Source organism: Adhaeribacter pallidiroseus (genome assembly GCF_003340495.1).
Taxonomy (GTDB): Bacteria; Bacteroidota; Bacteroidia; order Cytophagales; family Hymenobacteraceae; genus Adhaeribacter; species Adhaeribacter pallidiroseus.
In genome coordinates, this window is record NZ_QASA01000001.1 from 4,856,221 (window position 1) to 4,875,420 (window position 19,200).

Below are 19,200 nucleotides of genomic sequence, written 5' to 3' on the forward strand. Positions count from 1 at the left end.
TCTGATAGCCGCTGTTTACGACTGGTTGTCGCAGTAAAAACGCGTTAGTCTAATGCAAATAACAGCCGTTTTTACAACAGGCATTAAGTTTATTCATTTTAGGAAAGGCTACCAAATCTTCCATTCGATTTCCGGTTAACTTTTGCAAAAGAATCTATTAACTCAGAACTGAATTTTTAAAAAACTACTTCAGCCAAAATTTTTACCTGGCCGAAAAGAAGAAACCCGGCAGCTAGCAACCACCGGATTTAACCCACTTTATGAAGCAATGAAAAATATTTTGATCAGCGGTTTACAGCTTGCTGTTTTTACCGGCAAACTTCTGGTATTCGGCGTTTACCTGGTCGTCGGTTAAACTGCTGCCGGAGTGCACAATCAGGCGGTGCCGGAACGTTACGGATTTACCGGGAGCCAGTTTAAAGTTTAATTCTTCTTTGCCATCGCTCAGGGCTTTTTGACCCAGCGGGTTAGCCGCAAATAAACCGTATCCGCGCGCGTGCCAGTAAGTAGGGTAACCCACGTTCTGCGGATTATCGAGCATTACCAGCGAAATTGGTTCGGCTTTAATGGTACCGGTTAAGTTTACCCATTTGCCGCGGGTTCCCCAAACGGCATCGCCTTCTTTGCCTTCGGAACTCCGATATTTACCGGTAACGCCTTCGTTATTTAATTTAGCAACCGGGGTAGCTTTGCCACTAGCATCGGTAAATACTTCGGGCTTATCCGAAGGGTGTTCCAGTTCCCGGGCCAGCCGGAGGCCAATAACGCCTTCTTTGTTGTCTTTAAAGACTACTTCTTCTTTTAAGGCAGTGAGGGTGGTAATCCGGTCGATGTAGCGGTTGTCGCCGGAGCCACTAAAAACAAAGCGGGTGTCTTCGCGAAGTAAGTTGGTACCGTCGGGTTTTTGCCAATCCATGGTAACGGCAAGTTCGGCCTGGTTATCGCCGTTCGTCATTTTTAAAATTTTATTGTGTTTAATGGTTCCGTAGCCGCTTTTCTTGCTGGCTTCAATGGCCGTAGAGTTATTCCAGAAATCGAGGCCATTTACATCGCCGTAGTTAAACCATAAACCCACGTGGTGCGGATGATCGACGCGTTCGCCCGGCCGCGGATCGTAAGGCCAGCCCCGGGTGATGAGGGTACCTTTACTGGTGCGAATGGGATATAAAACCGGTTTCATTAAATCGTTGGGGTAGAAGTACGAAGTAAAGGGCTGGCCATCTACCAATACATCTACCCGCTTGTTTTTGGCATCGGCTACCAGCGTAAATTTTTGAGTTTTCGTTTGAACCGGACTTGGTTTTTTTAAAATAAATCCGGCGCTGATTAGTAAGGTTGTCACCAGCAAAGCTGTTACCCAGAAAATGTGTTTATGCCTTTTCATAGTTATTCCAATAGACTGTTATATTCCTGGTCATTCAGGAGGAACCTATTTAGCTACGTAGCCGAATAGGTTCCTCCTGAATGACGAAAAATTTTAAAAAATTTTAAATTTTTGATGCAAGTGACGTAGCGTGCGGCTGCACTTGAAGTAAAGAGGGGTGATAAACTTGCGTGTTATCACCCCCCTTTCTTTTCATGGATGTACTAAGCAAAAACTAGCTAACTATTAAATCCTGCTTGGTATCGTCGAAGGTAATTTTTTTGCCGGTAGTTAAAGCCGCGTAGGTCATTTGGTTGGCTACGGAGTGGTTGTAACCAGCTCTTACGGAAGCATTCGGCGTTTTGCGACTCCGTACGCATTCCATCCAGTTGCGCATGTGCAAGGAGGTCATCGGGTCGCCGCCGGTGTTGGCAGCGGTTTCCATTTTGGTAGCGTTAGGCAAAGTAAACTCTTGCAGCAAGTTGGCTTTCAGGCCCATTTCGTCGGCCATTTTCTGGGTTAAACCGCCTTCCGAAGTTATTTTGTTGGTGTCCAGGTTCATCATACCGCCGTTGGAGTAATACAACTCTTTGGTACCGCCCGCGCCGTTGTGGAACCGCGATGAGAATACAACCTGAAAGCCTTTGCTCATGTCGTCTTTCGGACCGTAATCAAACACGGCCGTCATGGTGTCGGCGTTTTTACGACCGTCTTTCCACATGTAGACTCCGCCGTTGGCCGAAACGCTGCGCGGATGCTCCAGACCGGTAAACCAATGCACGGTATCAATCTGGTGCGACATCCATTGGCCCGGTATACCGGTGGAGTATGGATAAAACAAGCGGAATTCTAAATATTTACGCGGGTCCCAAGCTTCTTTGGGCCGGTTCATTAAAAAGCGATCCCAGTCGGTATCTTCTTTGCGGATTTCTTTGGTAAGCGGCACCCGCCAGCGGCCCGGTTGGTTTACGTTCCAGCACATTTCCACCATGGTAATATCGCCGAATTTACCCGACCGGATAAACTCATTGGCGGCAATATAATTCGGGGCACTGCGGCGCTGCGAACCAATCTGCACAATCCGATCAGATTCTTCTACCGCTTTTAAAATAGCCCGGGCATCGTCCATGCTTTCGGCCATGGGTTTTTCAATGTAGGCATCCCGGCCCGCTTTTACGGCTTCTACGCCCATTAAAGCATGCTGAAAATCAGCGGTAGAAATTATAACGGCATCAATATCTTTGTTTCCGTAGAGCTCATCGTTGTTCCGGTATTTTTTAATTTTCATGCCGGCTTTTTCTTTAATATAGGCTTCTGCTTCGTCGCGGCGGCGGTTCCAAATGTCGGATACCCCCACAAAAGCAAAATTCAACTCTTTCTGGTGGTCCAAGAAAGAAGGCACCAGGGAGCTTTTAAACCGATTGGAGAAACCAATGATGCCCACATTCACGCGATCGTTGGCGCCTAGAATGCGGCCGTAGCTTTTCGCGCTTATACCCATGGCGGCTACCCCAATAGTGCCTAAAGTAGCTTTTTTGATAAATTCTCTCCGGGAGTTTTCTTTAGAATTTTCCATTATTAATTAAGTTTAAAAGCGTTGCTTGTTTGCTGCCAATTAAATTTTTCTGATTTTAATGTTCCGGTAATACACGGTATTTCCGTGGTCCTGCAAGAGGATGTGCCCCGTGGCGGCCTCGCCAAAGTTGGGGTAGTTTTTATATTTACTTTCGGCCACCAAGGCCCGGTATTCCGGACTGGCGCGGGTAAATTCTACTACTTTGGTGCCGTTCAGCCAATGTTCCACATGGTTGTTTTTCGATACAATACGCACCTGGTTCCACTCGCCAATGGGTTTAGCTTTTTTGTTTTTAGCCGGAATTAAGTCGTATAACGAGCTAATGGTGCGGTTGCCGTTTTTACCCATTTTAGCATCGGGGTGGCGATCGTCGTCGAGGATCTGATATTCCAGGCCAATAGCCGAGCCGGGATGCGGGGGTTCTTTTTCGGTAACAAAATATTTTACGCCGCTGTTGGCGCCTTTGGTCAATTTAGCTTCGAGGGTTAATTCAAAGTTGCCGTATTCTGCTTGGGTTACAATATCGCCGCCGTTCTGCGATTCTGCACCGTCGGCCGGCAGCACCATTAACTCGTTGTTTTTTACCTGCCAGCCTTGCGTCGGGAAAGTTTCGCGATGCGCGCCGCGCCAGCCGTTGGTAGTTTTACCATCGAAGAGTAACTGCCAGCCTTGCTTTTTTTCGGTGGCAGATAAGGTATTTACGGTGCCGGCAGTGGCTGCACTTTTACTTGCGCTTGGCTGGGCGAAACCAGTACCCCATAAGCTGAAAACAACTGAACCAGTAAGAATACATAATTTTAAATTTATCATAATTAGTTATACTATACTTCTGAAAATCAGATACTAAACTTTAAATTATTTTTTAAATAATCGCGCCCGATCTGGCCGCTTTCCAAAGGCGTACGGCCTTTTTCGGGTACGGCGTCCAGTTCCACAATGGCGTAACCGTTAAATTTAACTTCTTTTAAGGCGGCAAAAACCTGCGGCAGGTTTACTTTTCCTTGCCCTAGCTCCACGAACTGGTACGACCGGCTGGGATCCATGGCGTTTTTATCGCGCACGTCTTTTATGTGCAAGGCTTTGAGTTGGCTTTTGTACTGCCGGATCGCTTTGGCCGGATCGCCCCCACCTTGCTGGTAATGGCCAATATCCAACAATAAACGCACGTATTTGGGATCGGCGGTTTGCATAATCACGTCCACTTCCTCGGGCGTTTCGCCGAGCTGGTGCATGTGGTTGTGGTAAGTGGTTTGTACCCCTAAAGGTTGGGTACGCTTGCCTACTTCGGTGAGTAGTTTACCGTATTTTATTAAGTCTTCTTTGGCGGGAGTACCGGATTTGGGCCGCGAAGAATTAGTTACCTGAATGTATTTACCACCCAGGGCTTTCACGAACTTAGCGTGCGCTACGTGCCTGCTGATTTCGGCTTCGTCGTTACCGGTATTAATATTGGCGTTGCCGCTCGAAAGCATGGCTAATTCCAACTTTGCGTCGTCCAGAATCTTTTTAAGTATTTCTGGCTTTTGGCCGTACTCCTGGTAAGCATTGGCCCGCAACTGGATACCCGTAAAACCCAGCGACGAAATTTCTTTAATAGCTTGCAGATCGTTACCGCCCCAGGTAATGGCCGAGTAGCCTAGCTTGATGCCACTTTGGGCTAAAGCAGTTGCTAAAGCGTGGGACGAGAAAGCCGCCAATGGCAAAGCCGCAGCGGCAAGACCCATTTGCGTGAGAAAGTTTCGGCGGGATATTTCTTTAGACATTATTTTGAATTTTACTTCTGGTATTTATTTAAAACAAACCGGTAAAATACAGCGCAAACCAGTTTTAATGAGTAAAACGAGTTTTTCAGCTCCATAAATTTATATTTATTTACCGTTCTATCATAGTAAAAAACCAAGATATTTTCCGGTAACGTTATCGTGAACGTTCTCAAACGAAAAATACCGTTGCTTAAAAAGATTAAACAACGGTATTTTTTAAATTTTTTATCATAAACCTAGTAACCGGGATTTTGCGGGAAAGAAGCGACGCCGCCTTCGGTCCGGTCAATCTGGTCGTTGGGTATTGGGCGTAGCACATGGAACGGTTGAATATTAGGCGCTCCATCTGGGTTATACTTTTTAACCCGCTCTACCAGGGTACCGGTTCTTACCAAATCAAACCAACGGTCCATCTCGCCTAGTAACTCGCGCGCCCGCTCATCCAGGATAAAGTCCATGTTTAACTGATCAGCGGTTATTTCCATTTCTAGTTCTTTGCCCGGCATGGCGGCCCGGCGCCGCACCGCATTAATGTGTTGCACGGCTTCGTCTATGTTACCTACTTTGTACAACGCTTCGGCGGCAATCAGGTAAGTTTCCGCTAAACGGGCTACCATAAAGTCGCGGGAGCCGGGTTCGTGCTGCACGGAAGGCCGCAATGGATCCAGAAATTTACTTAAAGAAGGAAAATACCGGTAATTCCCCGGAGTTAATACGGCCGCTCGGTCAATAATCTCATAATTTTTAGTGGCTTTAAATTCCGCCGAAATATTAGTGGGGGCTACCCAAATGGCGGTATCGCCTAGCTTCATGCCCGGGGCTAAAGTAGCCGGATTGTTGGCGTAAAATACTTGCTTAAAAGAACCATTGTAGCGGGAGTCTTTGGTACGATCAAACAAATCGAGGGTGTACAAGGTAGGTTTGAAACGTTTAAACGGACGACCATTAGCAATATCGCGCTGCGTTCCTTTGTGGCCGGCATCGTACTCCATTAAAAAATAAAGGTGGCCGCTGTTACCGGTTCCATTCGTTATTAAATCCTGGGTGTATTGTACAGCCCATACTACTTCGGAGTGCTGCTGGTTTCCCTGATCAAATACGGCGGCAAAATTGGGCAACAAAGCTAAACCATAATTGGCAATTACGCCTTTGGCTAAATCGGCGGTCCGTTGGTTATCGTCGGGCTTGGCGGCTTCTGGTATACTGGCTCGGGTTAAAAGCACTTTGGCCAGTAAGTGTTCCGCGGCTGGCTTGCTAGCGCGGCCGTAATCATTTGGTTTTACCGGTAATACTGCAATGGCACTTTCCAGATCCGATACAATTACATCGTACACATCTTTTACCGGCGACCGGCTGGCCGTTGTTTGTACTTCGGTGGTTTCTTTCAGAGCCAGGTGCAAGGGTCCGTACGTTTGCACGAGCACAAAATAATAATGTGCCCGCAAGAACCGAGCTTCTCCTACCCGAATTGCTTTCAGAGCCTCATCTAATGGAATGCTGGGTGCCCGATCGATTACCGTGTTGGTGGTATTAATGGCCCGGTAAAAATCATTCCAGAGGTCGCGGATATAATCTACCTGCGAATTTAAATTGGGAGTATAATCGTTTACGTACTTATAGTCGCCATCGGCACCTTTGGTATACGTATCAGTACCAAAAACGGTGAGGGTAAAACCGCGTTGCGTGCCGTACCAGGTACGCAAGGGCTCGTACGATGCTTTTACCGCATCCTCAAAACCGGTAGTGGTTTGATAATATTCCGGGGTAACACTAGATACTACTTCTTCGTCCAGAACACCATTACAGGCTTGACTAAAAATAGCCAGGCTGCAGGCGAATAATATTATTTTTTTCATAAAGTAAATGCTTTCTAAAATTTAAAATTTAGCGTTTAACCCAAACATAATCAATCGGGCAGATGGCGTACCAATGCTGATCAGGTTGGATTGTTCCCGGTCGTTGCTGCGCCCCCGGGCTTGTTCCGGATCCAGGTTATTGCCGTAATTAGAGAAAATAAAAGGGTTTTGTGCACTGGCATACACCCGCAGTGAAGACATTTTTAATTTTTCACTGATCGCGGCAGGAATATTATAGCCCAAACTTATGTTCCGTATTTTGGTGAAAGAACCATCATAGTAAGACATAGTGGTATTATATAAAGGGCGTTCCTGGTTCTGATTAGGCCGTGGGAAGGCATTAGTTGGGTTGTTCGGCGTCCAGTAGTCTACGTCCATGTTATTGTAACGACCCGCTAAAAAGTTCAGGTTATTGTATAAATCGCTCTGAATCAAACTACCCTGGCGGGTAAAAATAAAGAAAGAGAAATCAATGCCTTTGTAACTAAACCGGTTGGTAATACCGCCGGACCAATCCGGAATATCGGAGCCTAGTATTACCCGGTCTAAAGCATTAATAGCACCATCGTTATTTTGGTCTTTTACTTTTATTTCCCCGGGTGCTTGCTTATACAGTAAAGCCTGATCTTTTTCACTGGTTTGCCAGATGCCTAATTTTTCATAATCATAGTAAACGGTTAAGGGTTGGCCAATAAAGTACAAGCTGCCTACATCGTCTTTTTTCCCGTTATAAATTTCGACAATTTGTTCTTTGTTGGAGTTGAAATTAATATCAGTAGTCCATTTAAAACCATTTCCGCCCATATCCACGTTTACAGTAGAAACTGCTATTTCTAAACCAGAATTTTTGCTTTTACCTACGTTCTGCAAAACGCTGCCGTAACCACTGGTAAAGGGCAGGTTACGCGGCATCAGCAAATCAAAGGTATTTTGCTGGTACACTTCTACGGAACCCGACACCCGGTTATTGATAAAGCCAAAATCTAAGCCCACGTTGGTGGTAGCGGTAGTTTCCCAGCGTAAATCCGGATTTACTAAGGCTCGAGGAGAGTAACCAAACGCGCCAGAAGTGCCAAAAGCATAGGTGGTGCGGTTTAACGCGCCTTGGGTAGCATAAGCGCCTATCCCCTGGTTCCCGGTTAAGCCGTAGCTCGCTCTTAATTTTAAATTATCGATAAACGAGATATTTTTTATAAATGATTCCTCGCTAATCCGCCAGCCAATAGCTGCGGAAGGGAAGAAACCGTATTTCTTCGTATCCCCAAATAAGCCCGTTTCGCCGGCAAATTTAGAAGAACCATCAATCCGGGTAGTTAACGTTAACAGGTATTTATCCCGGAAGCCGTAGTTTACCCGGCCCATGTAAGATAATAAACCACTTTCGTTCAGGTCGCTGTCAATGCCTTCAATATTAGGGGCATGCGATAGTTTGTAAAATAACTGTCGGGCGGAAGTTAAACCACTGGCCCGGATCTGGTAAAACTCGCGGCGCTCTTTCTGAACGGAAAATAATCCGGTAACATTTAAATCATGAACCTCATTAAACTTTCTAGAGTAATTCAGGATATTTTCCAGAGTATAAGAGAACAAATAATTATTATCGTTCTGAGCAAACGGGGTACCGCCGGACCGCGCATTAGTAAGACTGGCTTGAAACTGACCACTTCTGCGAGCGGAATAATCCGGACCAAAGTTTAAGCGATAAGACAGGCCTTTTGCAATTTGGTATTCGGCGAATAAACTGGCAAAAATACGGCCCCGGCGGTTTTCGTTGATAACGGCATTGGGCACTACTTCCAACAAAGGATTAGTCTGAGCGCCATCCGACGTATTCCGGAAAAGCAAGTTACCATTAATATCATAAGGCGAACCCAATGGATTTTCGCGCAACGAAACACCAAATGGGTTAGGCCCAATGTTTAACTTACCTAAACTGCCCATCATGGTTACCCCAAACTTAAGCTTATCGCTGATTTGCTGATCCAGAGAAATTCGGATATTGTCGCGGGTAAAATCCTGCCCGATGGTTACGCCTTTTTCAAAAAAATGATTAAAAGAAACAGAATACCGCGTTTTTTCGGAACCACCCGAAATGCCTAACTGGTGACTTTGCTGGGTACCCGTACGGGTAATATAATCTTGGTAGTTAGTAGAACGGCCCTGCGCAATGCCTTGTAACTCCACCGCATCAAAAATAGCTTTATCGGAGGCTACCGGATCGGCATCGTTGTATTTACCAGTTGTCCGGCGCGATTCCCGTTTGTATTCGGCAAATTCCGCCCCGTTCATAACATCATACTGGTTGATGATTTTATTGATACCAAAATAGCCATCGTAAGAAATACTCACTTTGCCGGGCACACCTCTTTTGGTAGTTATAATTACTACCCCATTCGCCCCTCTGGACCCGTAAATAGCCGTAGAAGAAGCATCTTTTAATACTTCCATGGATTCAATATCCTGGGGATTAATGTCGTTAATGTCGCCAGAAAGCGGAATACCGTCTACTACATACAGCGGGTCGTTACCGGCATTAAAAGAACGCCGCCCCCGGATACGCACGTTTACGCCGCCCCCCGGGCTATTCCCCTGGCTTAAAACCTCTACCCCCGCCGCTCGGCCTTGCAAAGCTTGCTGCGGATTAGTAATGGGCAATTCCGAAATTTCTTTTGCCGAAACCGAAGAGATAGCGCCGGTTACCTGGCTCTTCTTTTGCGTACCATAGCCCACTACTACTACTTCCTGTAAAGCTTTAGTATCGTCGGCGAGGGTCATGTTCACGGTTCCCGGGCCCGTTATTTCTTTCTCCTGGGTAGCATAACCAATAAAAGAAAATACTAAGGTAGCTGCTTTTTCCGGCACATTCAAGGAATAAGTTCCGTCAGGAGCAGTAGTAGCTCCAATAGTAGTTCCCTTTACTAATACGGTTACTCCCGGCAAAGCTTCTCCGTTAGCTGCAGATACTTTACCTGTTATTTGCCAGTCCGGAAGCGTTGATTTTGAAACTACCACCGCAGCACTACCTTTTGCAGAAAGGTTTGCATTGGCGATTACAGCAGATGGCGATGTGCTAGCCAATGCAGGACCACCTATTAACAAAATGCAAATAAATGGACAATGTTTAAGAGTAAAATTTTTCATACATGCAGCATAATTATTATAACTTTATTAAAATAAACTAAATACAAAAAATTAAAGCAAACAAAGTAAAAATTTAAAAATTTTAAATTTCACAAGCCTTTTCAAAACATATTTATATTAATAATACTATTTAACAAAGATTTTATTTATATTAAACAGTTAATAAATTTTAAATATTTAAGAAAATGGGAATTTATTCGTAGGCGTTAAGTCGAGTTAAGCGTTGGCGTATATTGGGTTTTTAAAGACTGAGGATAACAATCATACAAAATTCAGAACTAAATATCAAGTAATTAAATAACGAAAAAATAATATTTTCTTCGCAAACGTTCTCGGAAACGTTTGCGAAGAAAATAAATTTGCGGCGGCAATAGAACCAGCAAACCGTAGTACTTAAATGAACTTACCTATTGCAAGCTTGCTAAAGAAAGTAAACACAAGATCAGGTTAAAAAAAGATTTTATGGAACAAAACAAAGTTTGTTAACCGCCTTTATCTAACAGAGTATCCTACCAATTATGAACAAGCAAGCTTTATAATCCATTACCAGCATTGTTATAATAAAAGATGGTACAAAGGTTATGTAAGATTTGAAGGAGGAAGTAAGCTATTAAAAAGGGGTTATTATTTTAAATAACAGCTCTTAATAACGTATCTGTGGCTCATCTGGCCCATCAGCACCTGCTTCCCAGATTATATAGCCGCCAATTATAATTCCGGTATCGGGCTTATTCGTAAAGCAATTACCGGCTAAATCCATATACGCGGCATTTTTGCCAGATGTACTTGCCTTATTTTCTTTTTTTGATGGCGGTACATATCGGAGCGTAAGCGTTTTTATTGCTGCCGGAACTTTTAAGCAGTAAACTTTTGCCATATGGTATTACGATTATGCTTTCAGTAATTATAGCAAGTGGATCAGGGTAGTTTTAACTTTCCAATAATAGCTTCTTTGTGAGGATTCAAAAAAGACATTAACCTGCTATAAGTAACATCTCTTATTAGCAAAAGCGCAGCTTAATTTTTATTTTTTTTGCATTAACTAAAAATTAGCACTAAGTCAGCATCTAGCTTATTACTAGTCAGTTACAAACGATTTTATTATCTAGTTACAGTGTTTATAAATATTAAAATCCCGACAAAAACTTAGCTTTTAGGGCTAATTAGTAACATCCTGTTTAAAATTGCTGCTGCCGGGGAGAAAGTTTTTTCAGGAGGCGTTCTGCCATTATTTGCAGCGACAAAATGGTAAAGCACAAGGTTAAAGCCGGAAAAACCACTAACCACCAAGCTTTGGGGTTTTGCAAAATACCCTTTATTAATTTCCCCCAACTGGCTTCATAAGCAGGTATGCCAATGCCTAAATAAGATAAAGTAGCTTCCAGGCTTATTAAGTTTCCTAAGCCAAAAGCGATAGCTACAATTACCGGCGGCAACGCGTTAGGTAAAGCTTGTTTTAAAAGAATGCGCCAATTAGCTATACCGGCTACTTGGGCTGCTTCAATATAAGGAAGTTCTTTTACCTGCAGTAATTCTCCGCGTACTAATCGGGCAATGCTGGTCCAGTAGGTTAAAGCAGCCAAAACTACCACATTAACTAAGGCGGGTTTTGCAAAAGCAATCAGGCACATAATCAGCAATAAACGCGGAATAGCTCCCGTAATTTCGATAGCTCGGAGAACGAAATGATCAATAGGCAAAGTGATTGTTTTTTTTAACCCAATTTTAATTGCTACCGTTGTCAGCAACCACCCTATTATACCAAACCCGGTAAAAATAGTAAAAGCTATACCCAACTCCTGTAGTATTGAAAATGTACCTGATTGAAAGGCATTTAACCAATGTACCTGCCGGACACAGAAAGCATAATAACCGGCGGCCAATAACCCGCTTAACCCCAAGACACATGCAGCTACGGATACCCGTATTCCCGAATTGCCCCAAAAGCCCGCTAAACTACCCAACACTACCCCCATGATAGTTGCTAAAAGCATAGCCGGTAAGCTTACTACTAAAGCCGTTCGGGCACCAAAAATTAAAATTGCCAGCACATCCTGCCCTACCCTATCCGTACCTAACCAGTAAATATTGGTGCTATTACCAGACGTACTGAATGAAAAAATGTAAGGAGGCTGATAAGAGGGTCCGGATTGGGTGTTTTCGTACGGATGCTGAATAAGACCGGTAGCCGGAACAACCACCGCCATCAGTAAAAATAATAGCAAATAGCCTCCGGCTAACCGTTCCGGCCATCGCCATTTGCCTGTTTTATTTTGCTGAGGGCTCATTATCTGGTTCAGGGTTGTATTCTGATACGGGGATCAGCTAAAAAATACAGAATATCGGCTATAATATGGGCTACTACTTTTATTAACCCTAAATACAGCACAATACCCGTTAAAACGGGAAAATCGCGCGTTTGTACGGTTTGGTGCAGCAAATTGCCCATTCCCGGAATGGCAAAAATAATTTCGATAATAACTGCTCCGGTTATTAAAGCCGGCAAAAAACCGGTAAACAAAGTAATAACCGGTAATAAAGCATTCCGCCACACGTGCCGCCTTAAAACTACCCGTTCGGATAAACCTTTTGCTTTAGCCGTTAGTACAAAGTCGCGTTGCTGTAATTGCTGAATGGCTTGGTATATCTGGCCAGTAACATGGGGCAAACTGGCCAAGGTTAAACTAATAATTGGCAAGGCTAAATAAGGCAGTTGATACAGCCAAGTTACATAAGTGGGTTCATCTGGTATGGCAGCTGGCCCCAAACCAAAAACGGGAAAAAGATTTAAATAACTCGTACTGGCCAGTAAAGTAATCAGCGTTAAAGCAATTATAAAAAGCGGCACACTATCCAGACTGTACAAAACAGCTAAAACAATTTGGCGCGAATGAAACTGTGCGGCTTTGCTTAACCAGATACTTAGCTCCACAGCGAGAAAAAAAATCAACCCTAAACTTAAAACAGAAATAAAAAAAGTATTCGCAAAAGATTCGGCTATAACCTGGTTAACGGGTAACTGATTTCGACAAGAGATGCCTAAGTTACCCCGGATAAAGTTTTTAAACCACAAATGGTATTCGTTATCGAAACCGTGCCAAGCCACCACTGGAATCAGAACCCCCGATACCGTAACTTGAGCGGTGATATTTTTAAATTGCTGCTGCCCGACCTTTATTTTTTGAATATAAGCTTTGGGATAATGCCGGGCAATTGCCTGATTTTCGATCCGGAGCAAAGCTTGTTGTATTACATGTTTATTCGATAAACTAAAAACAGATTCCAGTTGATAGCTAAGCACTTGTTTATCAGCGGTTGTAACTACGGGCAGTTGGACCAGACTATTTTGCAGCAGTGTTAGGGTTTGGTAAAAAGCAGCTACGGAAGGCCAGTTAGCGTTTAATAAAGCTAATCTTTTTAAAAAAGCCCGGTGGGTTACTGGCTGCATCCGGTACAACGTATCAGGCTCGGCCTTGGATCGTACGGAAAAGTAGAAAAGCGGCTTAATTGGTTGGATAGTACGACTATTGTTCACTAGCCCCCTGCTCATGGATTGTCCAAACTCCCCCCGTTGCCAATCAAGACAAGTACCCGGAACAGCTTTACTCAGGAAAAAAACGAGAGAACAGATCAGCCACAGTGTTGGTATTAGCCACAGCAAACGTTTCAGGGCGTACTGCACCATAGGCTAATCGCTTTTTAATTGAAAGGAACTGATATCGTAGCCTGGCTTAGCCGCTGATATTTTAAAATTAGTAAAGCGTTTATGAATGGCAATGCGATCGGTGTTAAAATATAAGAAAAGCAAATTACTCTCTTCCTGCATTACTTTTTGAAGTTTGCGGAGTAAAGCAACCCTTTTTTTCTGATCGGTAGTTTCACTGATATTTTCAATCAACCTGTCGCTTTCAGGAGTACCAAAACCAGTAAAGTTTTGTTCCTGGAGATCAGCATTTTCGGTGTGAAGAATTGGTCGGAAATTAAAAATTCCCGGATTACCGGAGAGGTACCGGACAGCAACTTCAAAATCTTGCGCCTGAATTCTTTTATTTAGCAAGCCAGCCTCTACCGGCTGCACATTTACCGGTATGTTTAACTTGGCCGCAGCCTGCCGGAAAATAAAAGCAATATTTTCAAATTCAGAATTACCCTCTTTATAATTAAAAGTAATGGTTAATGGAATGATCTGGCCATTTATCAGTTTTTGCCAACCCTTGTTTTTTTCTGTCCAACCAGCGGCATGTAACAATCGACGGGCTTCGGCTAAGTTTAAAGTATACGGCCGGAGACTATCGTTATAGTAAATCTTATCCGCCGGATTTACAATACCTACGGTAGGTACGGCAAAACTCCCCATCGATACCTGAATCATTCTGGGAATATCTAATAAATAGCCAATCGCCTGGCGGGTACGCTTATCCGCAAACTTTTCGTGGCGGCCGTTTATGCCGATAAAAGTAAAATCGTAGGTACTGGGCGTATAAAGGGCGTATTTTTTTTGAAAGGAGGCTTCGGATTGCAGTTGCACAAAACTAGTAGCCGGTATGCCGGCATACACATCTAACTGCTCATTATTCAAGGCCAGTAGCGCCGTTGTATTATCCGGAACAATCTGGAAATTAATCTGGGCGGGATAAGCTGTGATATAGGCCAGGGAAGGCGATAGGCGCTCGGCCCACCAGTGCTGCTTCTTTTTTAATTTTACATACTGTCCGGTTTTCCAATCGCTTAATCTATACCCGCCGCTTCCTTTTAGATAAGCCGTGTCGCGGGTAAAGCGGGCACTGTTAAACCACGCGGCGAAAGCTTTTATTTTAGGATGGCTCTTTAACGAATCGTATTGGTTCTCTAATTCTGGCAGCGTAAACTTCTCTAATAATTGCTGCGGATCTACTACGTAAGCCGGCAGAATGGCAAAATCACCAATTTCCCAACTCATATTGGGCGTGTAACTGTCGCACTCAATCGTAAATTTTTTGGGATCCGTAGCATCTAACTTTATGTCGTGCACATATTCCAAAGCAGCTCGCATTGTTTCATTGTTTACCAGCGGAGCTTTAATTACCTTTAAAGTAAAAGCTACATCCTGCGCCGTAATGGGCTTGTTGTTATCCCAAACAGCTTCGTTACGCAAACGGTACGTTATAAACGATTTATCTTTTGCCTGCACTACCGTTGGGAGCTGTTCGGCCAACAACGGCTTTAATTGCTGATCCTGCAAATCAATCGTCAGCAGCGATTGGTATAATAAAGCCACTATCTGGGCTGTATTGGCAGTAGTAAAGGAAATAGGATTTAAAGATTCCGGATCGGCGGCGGTCCGCACTACTACCTCTTCTTTGTTTCCCGCAGGCCGACAAGCTTGTATGAAAAAATGCAGTATTAGAAAGTAGAAAAAAAGTCTTACTCTCATTGCTGGTTGCTATTAACTTAAAACATAGTTTAACAAAACTAAAATAAGTTAACAACAAAACTAATACTCTGCGAAAAATATAACTTGCTAACTATTTTACCAGCTTGCTTTACCACAAGCCCGTGCAAACACCGGGCAACTATAAATTACTAGTTTCTATCGTCCCAGCCAGAAGTACCAATGTTGGTAGTAGAAGTGGGAGCAGTGGCTGACTGAACAGTAGTATTGGTTGGAGAAGTAGTAGTTTTAACAGGAGTAGAACCAGAAGTTAAAACAGATACTTGAAGAAGAGCGGCTACGATTAATTCTAACATGATTTTAGTGCTTTAAATTGTTTTCGGTTGGGTTATTTTGTTGAAACAAATTTGGCACATAAAATAGGACTTAGAAAGGAAAAAGTGCCATTAAAGGTAACCATTAAAATTCCAAGGAGGCATAGCAATAAACACATATAATTATCTATATATCTTTGATTAGATTCATCAGCAAGGGGTTGCTTTTCAAAGATATTGCTAATATTTTTACTAATAGTAACAAAAACATAAAAATATACCTTACAAATATCTTAATATCTGCTTACTTTAGAAAGGAAAATTTAGCATTAAAAGTAACGCCACTTTTTTTAAGTTTATCAATCATTTCCTATTACAGTTCTTTATTTAAACACAACATTGAGCATTTTTCTGAATGAACGATCTGCGCGAATTAGTTAAAATAGTAACAAACAGGGGTCAAAAAAACTTCCCTTTGCTCGAATTAAAAAATAAGACGCCAAACAAGGAAGTAGACTTATTTCATTTAATCCGGACGGGCCAATGCGAAAATGATCACCAGGCAGCTGCTCTTATGTACAAAGCGCAACCCAACGATCCGCGCATTAAAATGCTTAAATCCAGGTTACGTAAAAAGTTATTAAACCACTTGTTCTTTCTTGATTTTTCAGATCAGAGTCTTAAATCCTCGCACCGGTACGAGCAGAAAAGCCTTGCTTTATTATTTCAGGCGCGCACTTTAATGAACGAAGGAGAAAGTGATACTTCGGCCAGCTTGTTACGAACCGCCCTCGCCATGGCCGAAGAAGCAGAATTTACCCAGATTATTATTGATTGTTATCAGCTGTTACTGGAAAATTATTCGCTTAGTATCTCTTCTACAAACTTTTATAAAACCAAGAACACGCTAAACAAGTATCGTGCCTTGGCTGTATTGGAGCAAGAAGCCGCCGACTTATACTATACTTCCCGACTTGAACTAAATAAATCGGTTTTTGCGAAAAACAAATATTTAGAAAAATTAAAAACCGTAGTTCAGAAACTAGAAGACCTTTGGAAAAAAACGCATTCAGCTAATATTTTTGATTTTTATTACAAGCTTAGCATATTGCTACACGAGCTTACCGGCAACTTTGCGGAGATTCTGAAAACAACGGCTACTTCCGAAAATCTTTTACAAAAAGGCAAAATCAATAAAAAACGTTTTGACGACCGTTATAATAAGTTTATTAATGTGTATGCCTATTTACGCGTAAAAGAGTACGAGAAGGGTTTAATTGCCGCCGCCGCTTACGTGCCATACTTTAACCGGTCTACGAACAACTGGTTTGCTTTCATGGAGAATTACTTTTTGTTAGCGATGCACGCCGGCGAGTATAACCAAGCCTCTAAATTGTACGCCGAAGTAATGCGGAATACCTCGTATAAGAAAATATCCCGTACGGCTCAGGAACGATGGTCTTTGTACGGCACTTATCTTTATTTTGTCAACCCTTCGGATGAGTTATTAAAACAATCTAATTACCGGAAATTAATTTTATCGGTGCCGGAGCACAGCAAAGATAAACAAGGCTTTAACGTGGCTATTTTAATTTTGCAGTTTATGTATTTTGTGCGATCGCAGGATACGGATGCTTTAAACTACCGGATAGATTCGCTTAAAAAATACGCTGGCCGGCATTTAACACACCAACTAAGCAAGCGCAACCTCTTATTTTTTAAAATGCTGGTGTTGCTGGTAAAAGAAGACTTAGATTATAACCACGCCAAAAAGAAAGCGGAGCCTTTACTGCAACGTTTAAAAACACCCCTATTCCCGGGGATGCTTACGCCGAAATAGAAATTATGCCCTACGAGCATCTTTGGAGTTTAATTTTAAAAATGCTGCAGGAACAATAACGCAGGCGTGGGAACCAGTGATTAATTATTATTAATTGGTCGCGAACCGGCATTTACCAGAGCATCCATTTTGGGTTTGCCAATTATTTTATAAGAGCCCTGGCCTTTTAATATTGCGGTGTATAAATTTTTATCGGCCAGGGTTTTAATTGCTTCTCTTATATCCGCGTCTGTCCGAAAGGAAGCTTCCAAACGCCCTTTCTGGAAATAATACCGCGATACAATCTCGCTTTCCAGTATCTCCTTTATCTCGTCCTGGCAGCGGCTTAAATCTTCTTTTTTGTTTTGCGCCAGCTTGTTTTTTAAAGCGCTGTATTCTTCTTTAATCTCATCAAAGTATTTTTCTTTCTCGGCAATGGTTTTTAACTCTTCCAAGTTCTTTTCGCTCTTGGTAGAATAACTGTATTCTTTATCGGCCAGGTATTTTATAAATTCCTGGTAATCGGCATTGCTTAAACTAAACGTACGAGCACTCGGTATAGAAGCGTGCGCAGCCCGGTAACGCGTGGCATAATCAAAATGCAACGATTTACTAATTAAACTATAGGCTACGTTATGGTAAGTTTTTTCTTTAGTAATTAAATCCGGGTAAATGCCGCTTCCATCGTAAACCGAACGGCCATTAGCGGTTTTGTATTCCGCCATAAGCGAATCCGATATTTTCCGGACACTGCCATCTTGGTTGCGATGGGTGTAATCCAGGGCCTGAATACAACGTCCACTGGGCGTGTAATACTTGGCTACAGTAACCTTTAGTAAAGAATTATAAGGCAAATTAATGGTTTGCTGCACCAAACCTTTCCCAAAAGTACGGCTGCCAATAATCGTTCCCCGGTCTAAATCCTGAATGGCCCCGGCTACAATTTCGGAAGCCGATGCCGAACCCCGGTCTACGAGAATAACCAAGGGAATCAATGGGTCTACTGGCCGCTGGGTAGCCGTATACTCCATATCCTTATCTTTTATTTTGGCTTTCTGCGTGACAATTTTTTTACCTTTTTCTACAAATAAATTTACGATATCCACGGATTCCTGCACAATGCCCCCCCCGTTGCCGCGCAGGTCCAGCACTAAAGCATTGATATGGTGCTGCTGTTTTAAGGCAAGTAAAGATTGTTTTACCTCTAAGGCCGAATTTTCTAAAAATTTATCGAGCTTGATGTACCCGATGTTATCTTGTAAAAGGCCGGCATACGAAACGTTTTTAAACGTAATTGTTTCGCGCAGAATGGTTTTTTCTAAAAGCTGGTTTTCTCCTAGTCGTTTGATGATTATTTTAACGGGAGTATTTTTTTGCCCTTTTAGCATATCGCTTACCTGGCTGCTGCTGCGTCCGTTAACCGGAATGTTATTGATAGATACTAGCTCATCTCCGGCCCGAATATCTGCCCGTTGCGCCGAAAAGTTATCATACGACTCCGAAACAATAATTTTATCTTTACGGGTAAATACCGAAATACCAATGCCGGCGTATTGCTTGCTCACGTAATTCATTCTAAAATCCTCCATATCCGATTCGGGAATGTATTCGGTGTAGGGATCCAGGGAAGCAAGCATGGCTTGTATGCCTTCCTGGATTAAGCCCGAAGGATTTACCTCGTCAACGTAATTGCTGTTTAATTGCCGGTAAATAGTAGCGAACGTATCCAGGTTTTTAGCTATCTCAAAATACCGGTCTGTGAAACCAAAAGAAACCCCAATAACCAACAGCACCAAGCAACTATAAATAAATTTGCGGTACAATGACGATGTATATTTTTTCATAACCCGATACACGCCGAAGCATTTAGTAAACAGCCTAAGTATGAAGCAAAACAAATTAGTAAAGTAACCAACTTTCTGAGTAGGTATAGCTCATGCAATATTAAATTAAATCCATTTAAAAGTGTCAATTGCACCTTTATTTAATCGTTAAAG

The 19,200-nt window shown here is 42.9% G+C and carries 13 protein-coding genes; 1 reads left to right on the plus strand and 12 read right to left on the minus strand.

Annotation, left to right across the window (positions count from 1 at the left end):
- Positions 1 to 292: 292 nt before the first annotated feature.
- The 11 genes from AHMF7616_RS19410 to AHMF7616_RS26485 all read right to left on the minus strand — a co-directional run bounded on the left by AHMF7616_RS19410 (position 293) and on the right by AHMF7616_RS26485 (position 15,426).
- Positions 293 to 1,384 (minus strand): DUF6807 domain-containing protein, encoded by a 1,092-nt coding sequence (locus tag AHMF7616_RS19410; RefSeq protein ID WP_115374385.1) that lies wholly within the window; start codon positions 1,382 to 1,384, stop codon positions 293 to 295.
- Between the two features lie 214 nt (positions 1,385 to 1,598).
- On the minus strand, positions 1,599 to 2,939 hold the full coding sequence (locus AHMF7616_RS19415) for a Gfo/Idh/MocA family protein (RefSeq protein WP_115374386.1): 1,341 nt from the start codon (positions 2,937 to 2,939) through the stop codon (positions 1,599 to 1,601).
- Positions 2,940 to 2,978: 39 nt separating this feature from the next.
- Complete coding sequence (locus AHMF7616_RS19420; protein ID WP_115374387.1) at positions 2,979 to 3,749, minus strand: 3-keto-disaccharide hydrolase; 771 nt, start codon at positions 3,747 to 3,749, stop codon at positions 2,979 to 2,981.
- A 26-nt stretch (positions 3,750 to 3,775) separates the two neighbouring features.
- Entirely contained in the window at positions 3,776 to 4,702 is a 927-nt protein-coding gene (locus AHMF7616_RS19425) for a sugar phosphate isomerase/epimerase family protein (protein ID WP_115374388.1), read from the minus strand.
- 236 nt (positions 4,703 to 4,938) lie between these two features.
- On the minus strand, positions 4,939 to 6,558 hold the full coding sequence (locus AHMF7616_RS19430) for a RagB/SusD family nutrient uptake outer membrane protein (protein ID WP_115374389.1): 1,620 nt from the start codon (positions 6,556 to 6,558) through the stop codon (positions 4,939 to 4,941).
- 21 nt (positions 6,559 to 6,579) lie between these two features.
- Positions 6,580 to 9,699, minus strand: coding sequence for a SusC/RagA family TonB-linked outer membrane protein (locus AHMF7616_RS19435; RefSeq protein ID WP_115374390.1), 3,120 nt, complete (start codon positions 9,697 to 9,699; stop codon positions 6,580 to 6,582).
- Between the two features lie 643 nt (positions 9,700 to 10,342).
- Complete coding sequence (locus AHMF7616_RS19440; RefSeq protein WP_115374391.1) at positions 10,343 to 10,576, minus strand: hypothetical protein; 234 nt, start codon at positions 10,574 to 10,576, stop codon at positions 10,343 to 10,345.
- 301 nt (positions 10,577 to 10,877) lie between these two features.
- On the minus strand, positions 10,878 to 11,987 hold the full coding sequence (locus AHMF7616_RS19445) for an ABC transporter permease (RefSeq protein ID WP_115374392.1): 1,110 nt from the start codon (positions 11,985 to 11,987) through the stop codon (positions 10,878 to 10,880).
- A gap of 8 nt (positions 11,988 to 11,995) precedes the next feature.
- Positions 11,996 to 13,384, minus strand: a complete 1,389-nt coding sequence (locus tag AHMF7616_RS19450) for an ABC transporter permease (RefSeq protein WP_115374393.1) — start codon at positions 13,382 to 13,384, stop codon at positions 11,996 to 11,998.
- A 3-nt stretch (positions 13,385 to 13,387) separates the two neighbouring features.
- A complete protein-coding gene (locus AHMF7616_RS19455) occupies positions 13,388 to 15,112 on the minus strand; it encodes an ABC transporter substrate-binding protein (RefSeq protein ID WP_115374394.1) in 1,725 nt (574 codons plus the stop codon).
- Positions 15,113 to 15,261: 149 nt separating this feature from the next.
- Positions 15,262 to 15,426, minus strand: coding sequence for a hypothetical protein (locus AHMF7616_RS26485; RefSeq protein WP_158546208.1), 165 nt, complete (start codon positions 15,424 to 15,426; stop codon positions 15,262 to 15,264).
- Between the two features lie 373 nt (positions 15,427 to 15,799).
- Between AHMF7616_RS26485 and AHMF7616_RS19460 the strand changes: the two genes are divergently transcribed.
- Entirely contained in the window at positions 15,800 to 17,224 is a 1,425-nt protein-coding gene (locus AHMF7616_RS19460) for a hypothetical protein (RefSeq protein WP_115374395.1), read from the plus strand.
- A gap of 80 nt (positions 17,225 to 17,304) precedes the next feature.
- On the opposite strand, the gene AHMF7616_RS19465 is transcribed toward AHMF7616_RS19460, so the two are convergent.
- Positions 17,305 to 19,047, minus strand: coding sequence for a S41 family peptidase (locus AHMF7616_RS19465; protein WP_115374396.1), 1,743 nt, complete (start codon positions 19,045 to 19,047; stop codon positions 17,305 to 17,307).
- Positions 19,048 to 19,200 lie beyond the last annotated feature (153 nt).

Coding starts and splice junctions, on each gene's coding strand:
- AHMF7616_RS19410 (WP_115374385.1), bottom strand. CDS start 1,384: ATGAAAAGGCATAAACACATTTTCTGGGTAACAGCTTTGCTGGTGACA.
- AHMF7616_RS19415 (WP_115374386.1), bottom strand. CDS start 2,939: ATGGAAAATTCTAAAGAAAACTCCCGGAGAGAATTTATCAAAAAAGCT.
- AHMF7616_RS19420 (WP_115374387.1), bottom strand. CDS start 3,749: ATGATAAATTTAAAATTATGTATTCTTACTGGTTCAGTTGTTTTCAGC.
- AHMF7616_RS19425 (WP_115374388.1), bottom strand. CDS start 4,702: ATGTCTAAAGAAATATCCCGCCGAAACTTTCTCACGCAAATGGGTCTT.
- AHMF7616_RS19430 (WP_115374389.1), bottom strand. CDS start 6,558: ATGAAAAAAATAATATTATTCGCCTGCAGCCTGGCTATTTTTAGTCAA.
- AHMF7616_RS19435 (WP_115374390.1), bottom strand. CDS start 9,699: ATGAAAAATTTTACTCTTAAACATTGTCCATTTATTTGCATTTTGTTA.
- AHMF7616_RS19440 (WP_115374391.1), bottom strand. CDS start 10,576: ATGGCAAAAGTTTACTGCTTAAAAGTTCCGGCAGCAATAAAAACGCTT.
- AHMF7616_RS19445 (WP_115374392.1), bottom strand. CDS start 11,987: ATGAGCCCTCAGCAAAATAAAACAGGCAAATGGCGATGGCCGGAACGG.
- AHMF7616_RS19450 (WP_115374393.1), bottom strand. CDS start 13,384: ATGGTGCAGTACGCCCTGAAACGTTTGCTGTGGCTAATACCAACACTG.
- AHMF7616_RS19455 (WP_115374394.1), bottom strand. CDS start 15,112: ATGAGAGTAAGACTTTTTTTCTACTTTCTAATACTGCATTTTTTCATA.
- AHMF7616_RS26485 (WP_158546208.1), bottom strand. CDS start 15,426: ATGTTAGAATTAATCGTAGCCGCTCTTCTTCAAGTATCTGTTTTAACT.
- AHMF7616_RS19460 (WP_115374395.1), top strand. CDS start 15,800: ATGAACGATCTGCGCGAATTAGTTAAAATAGTAACAAACAGGGGTCAA.
- AHMF7616_RS19465 (WP_115374396.1), bottom strand. CDS start 19,047: ATGAAAAAATATACATCGTCATTGTACCGCAAATTTATTTATAGTTGC.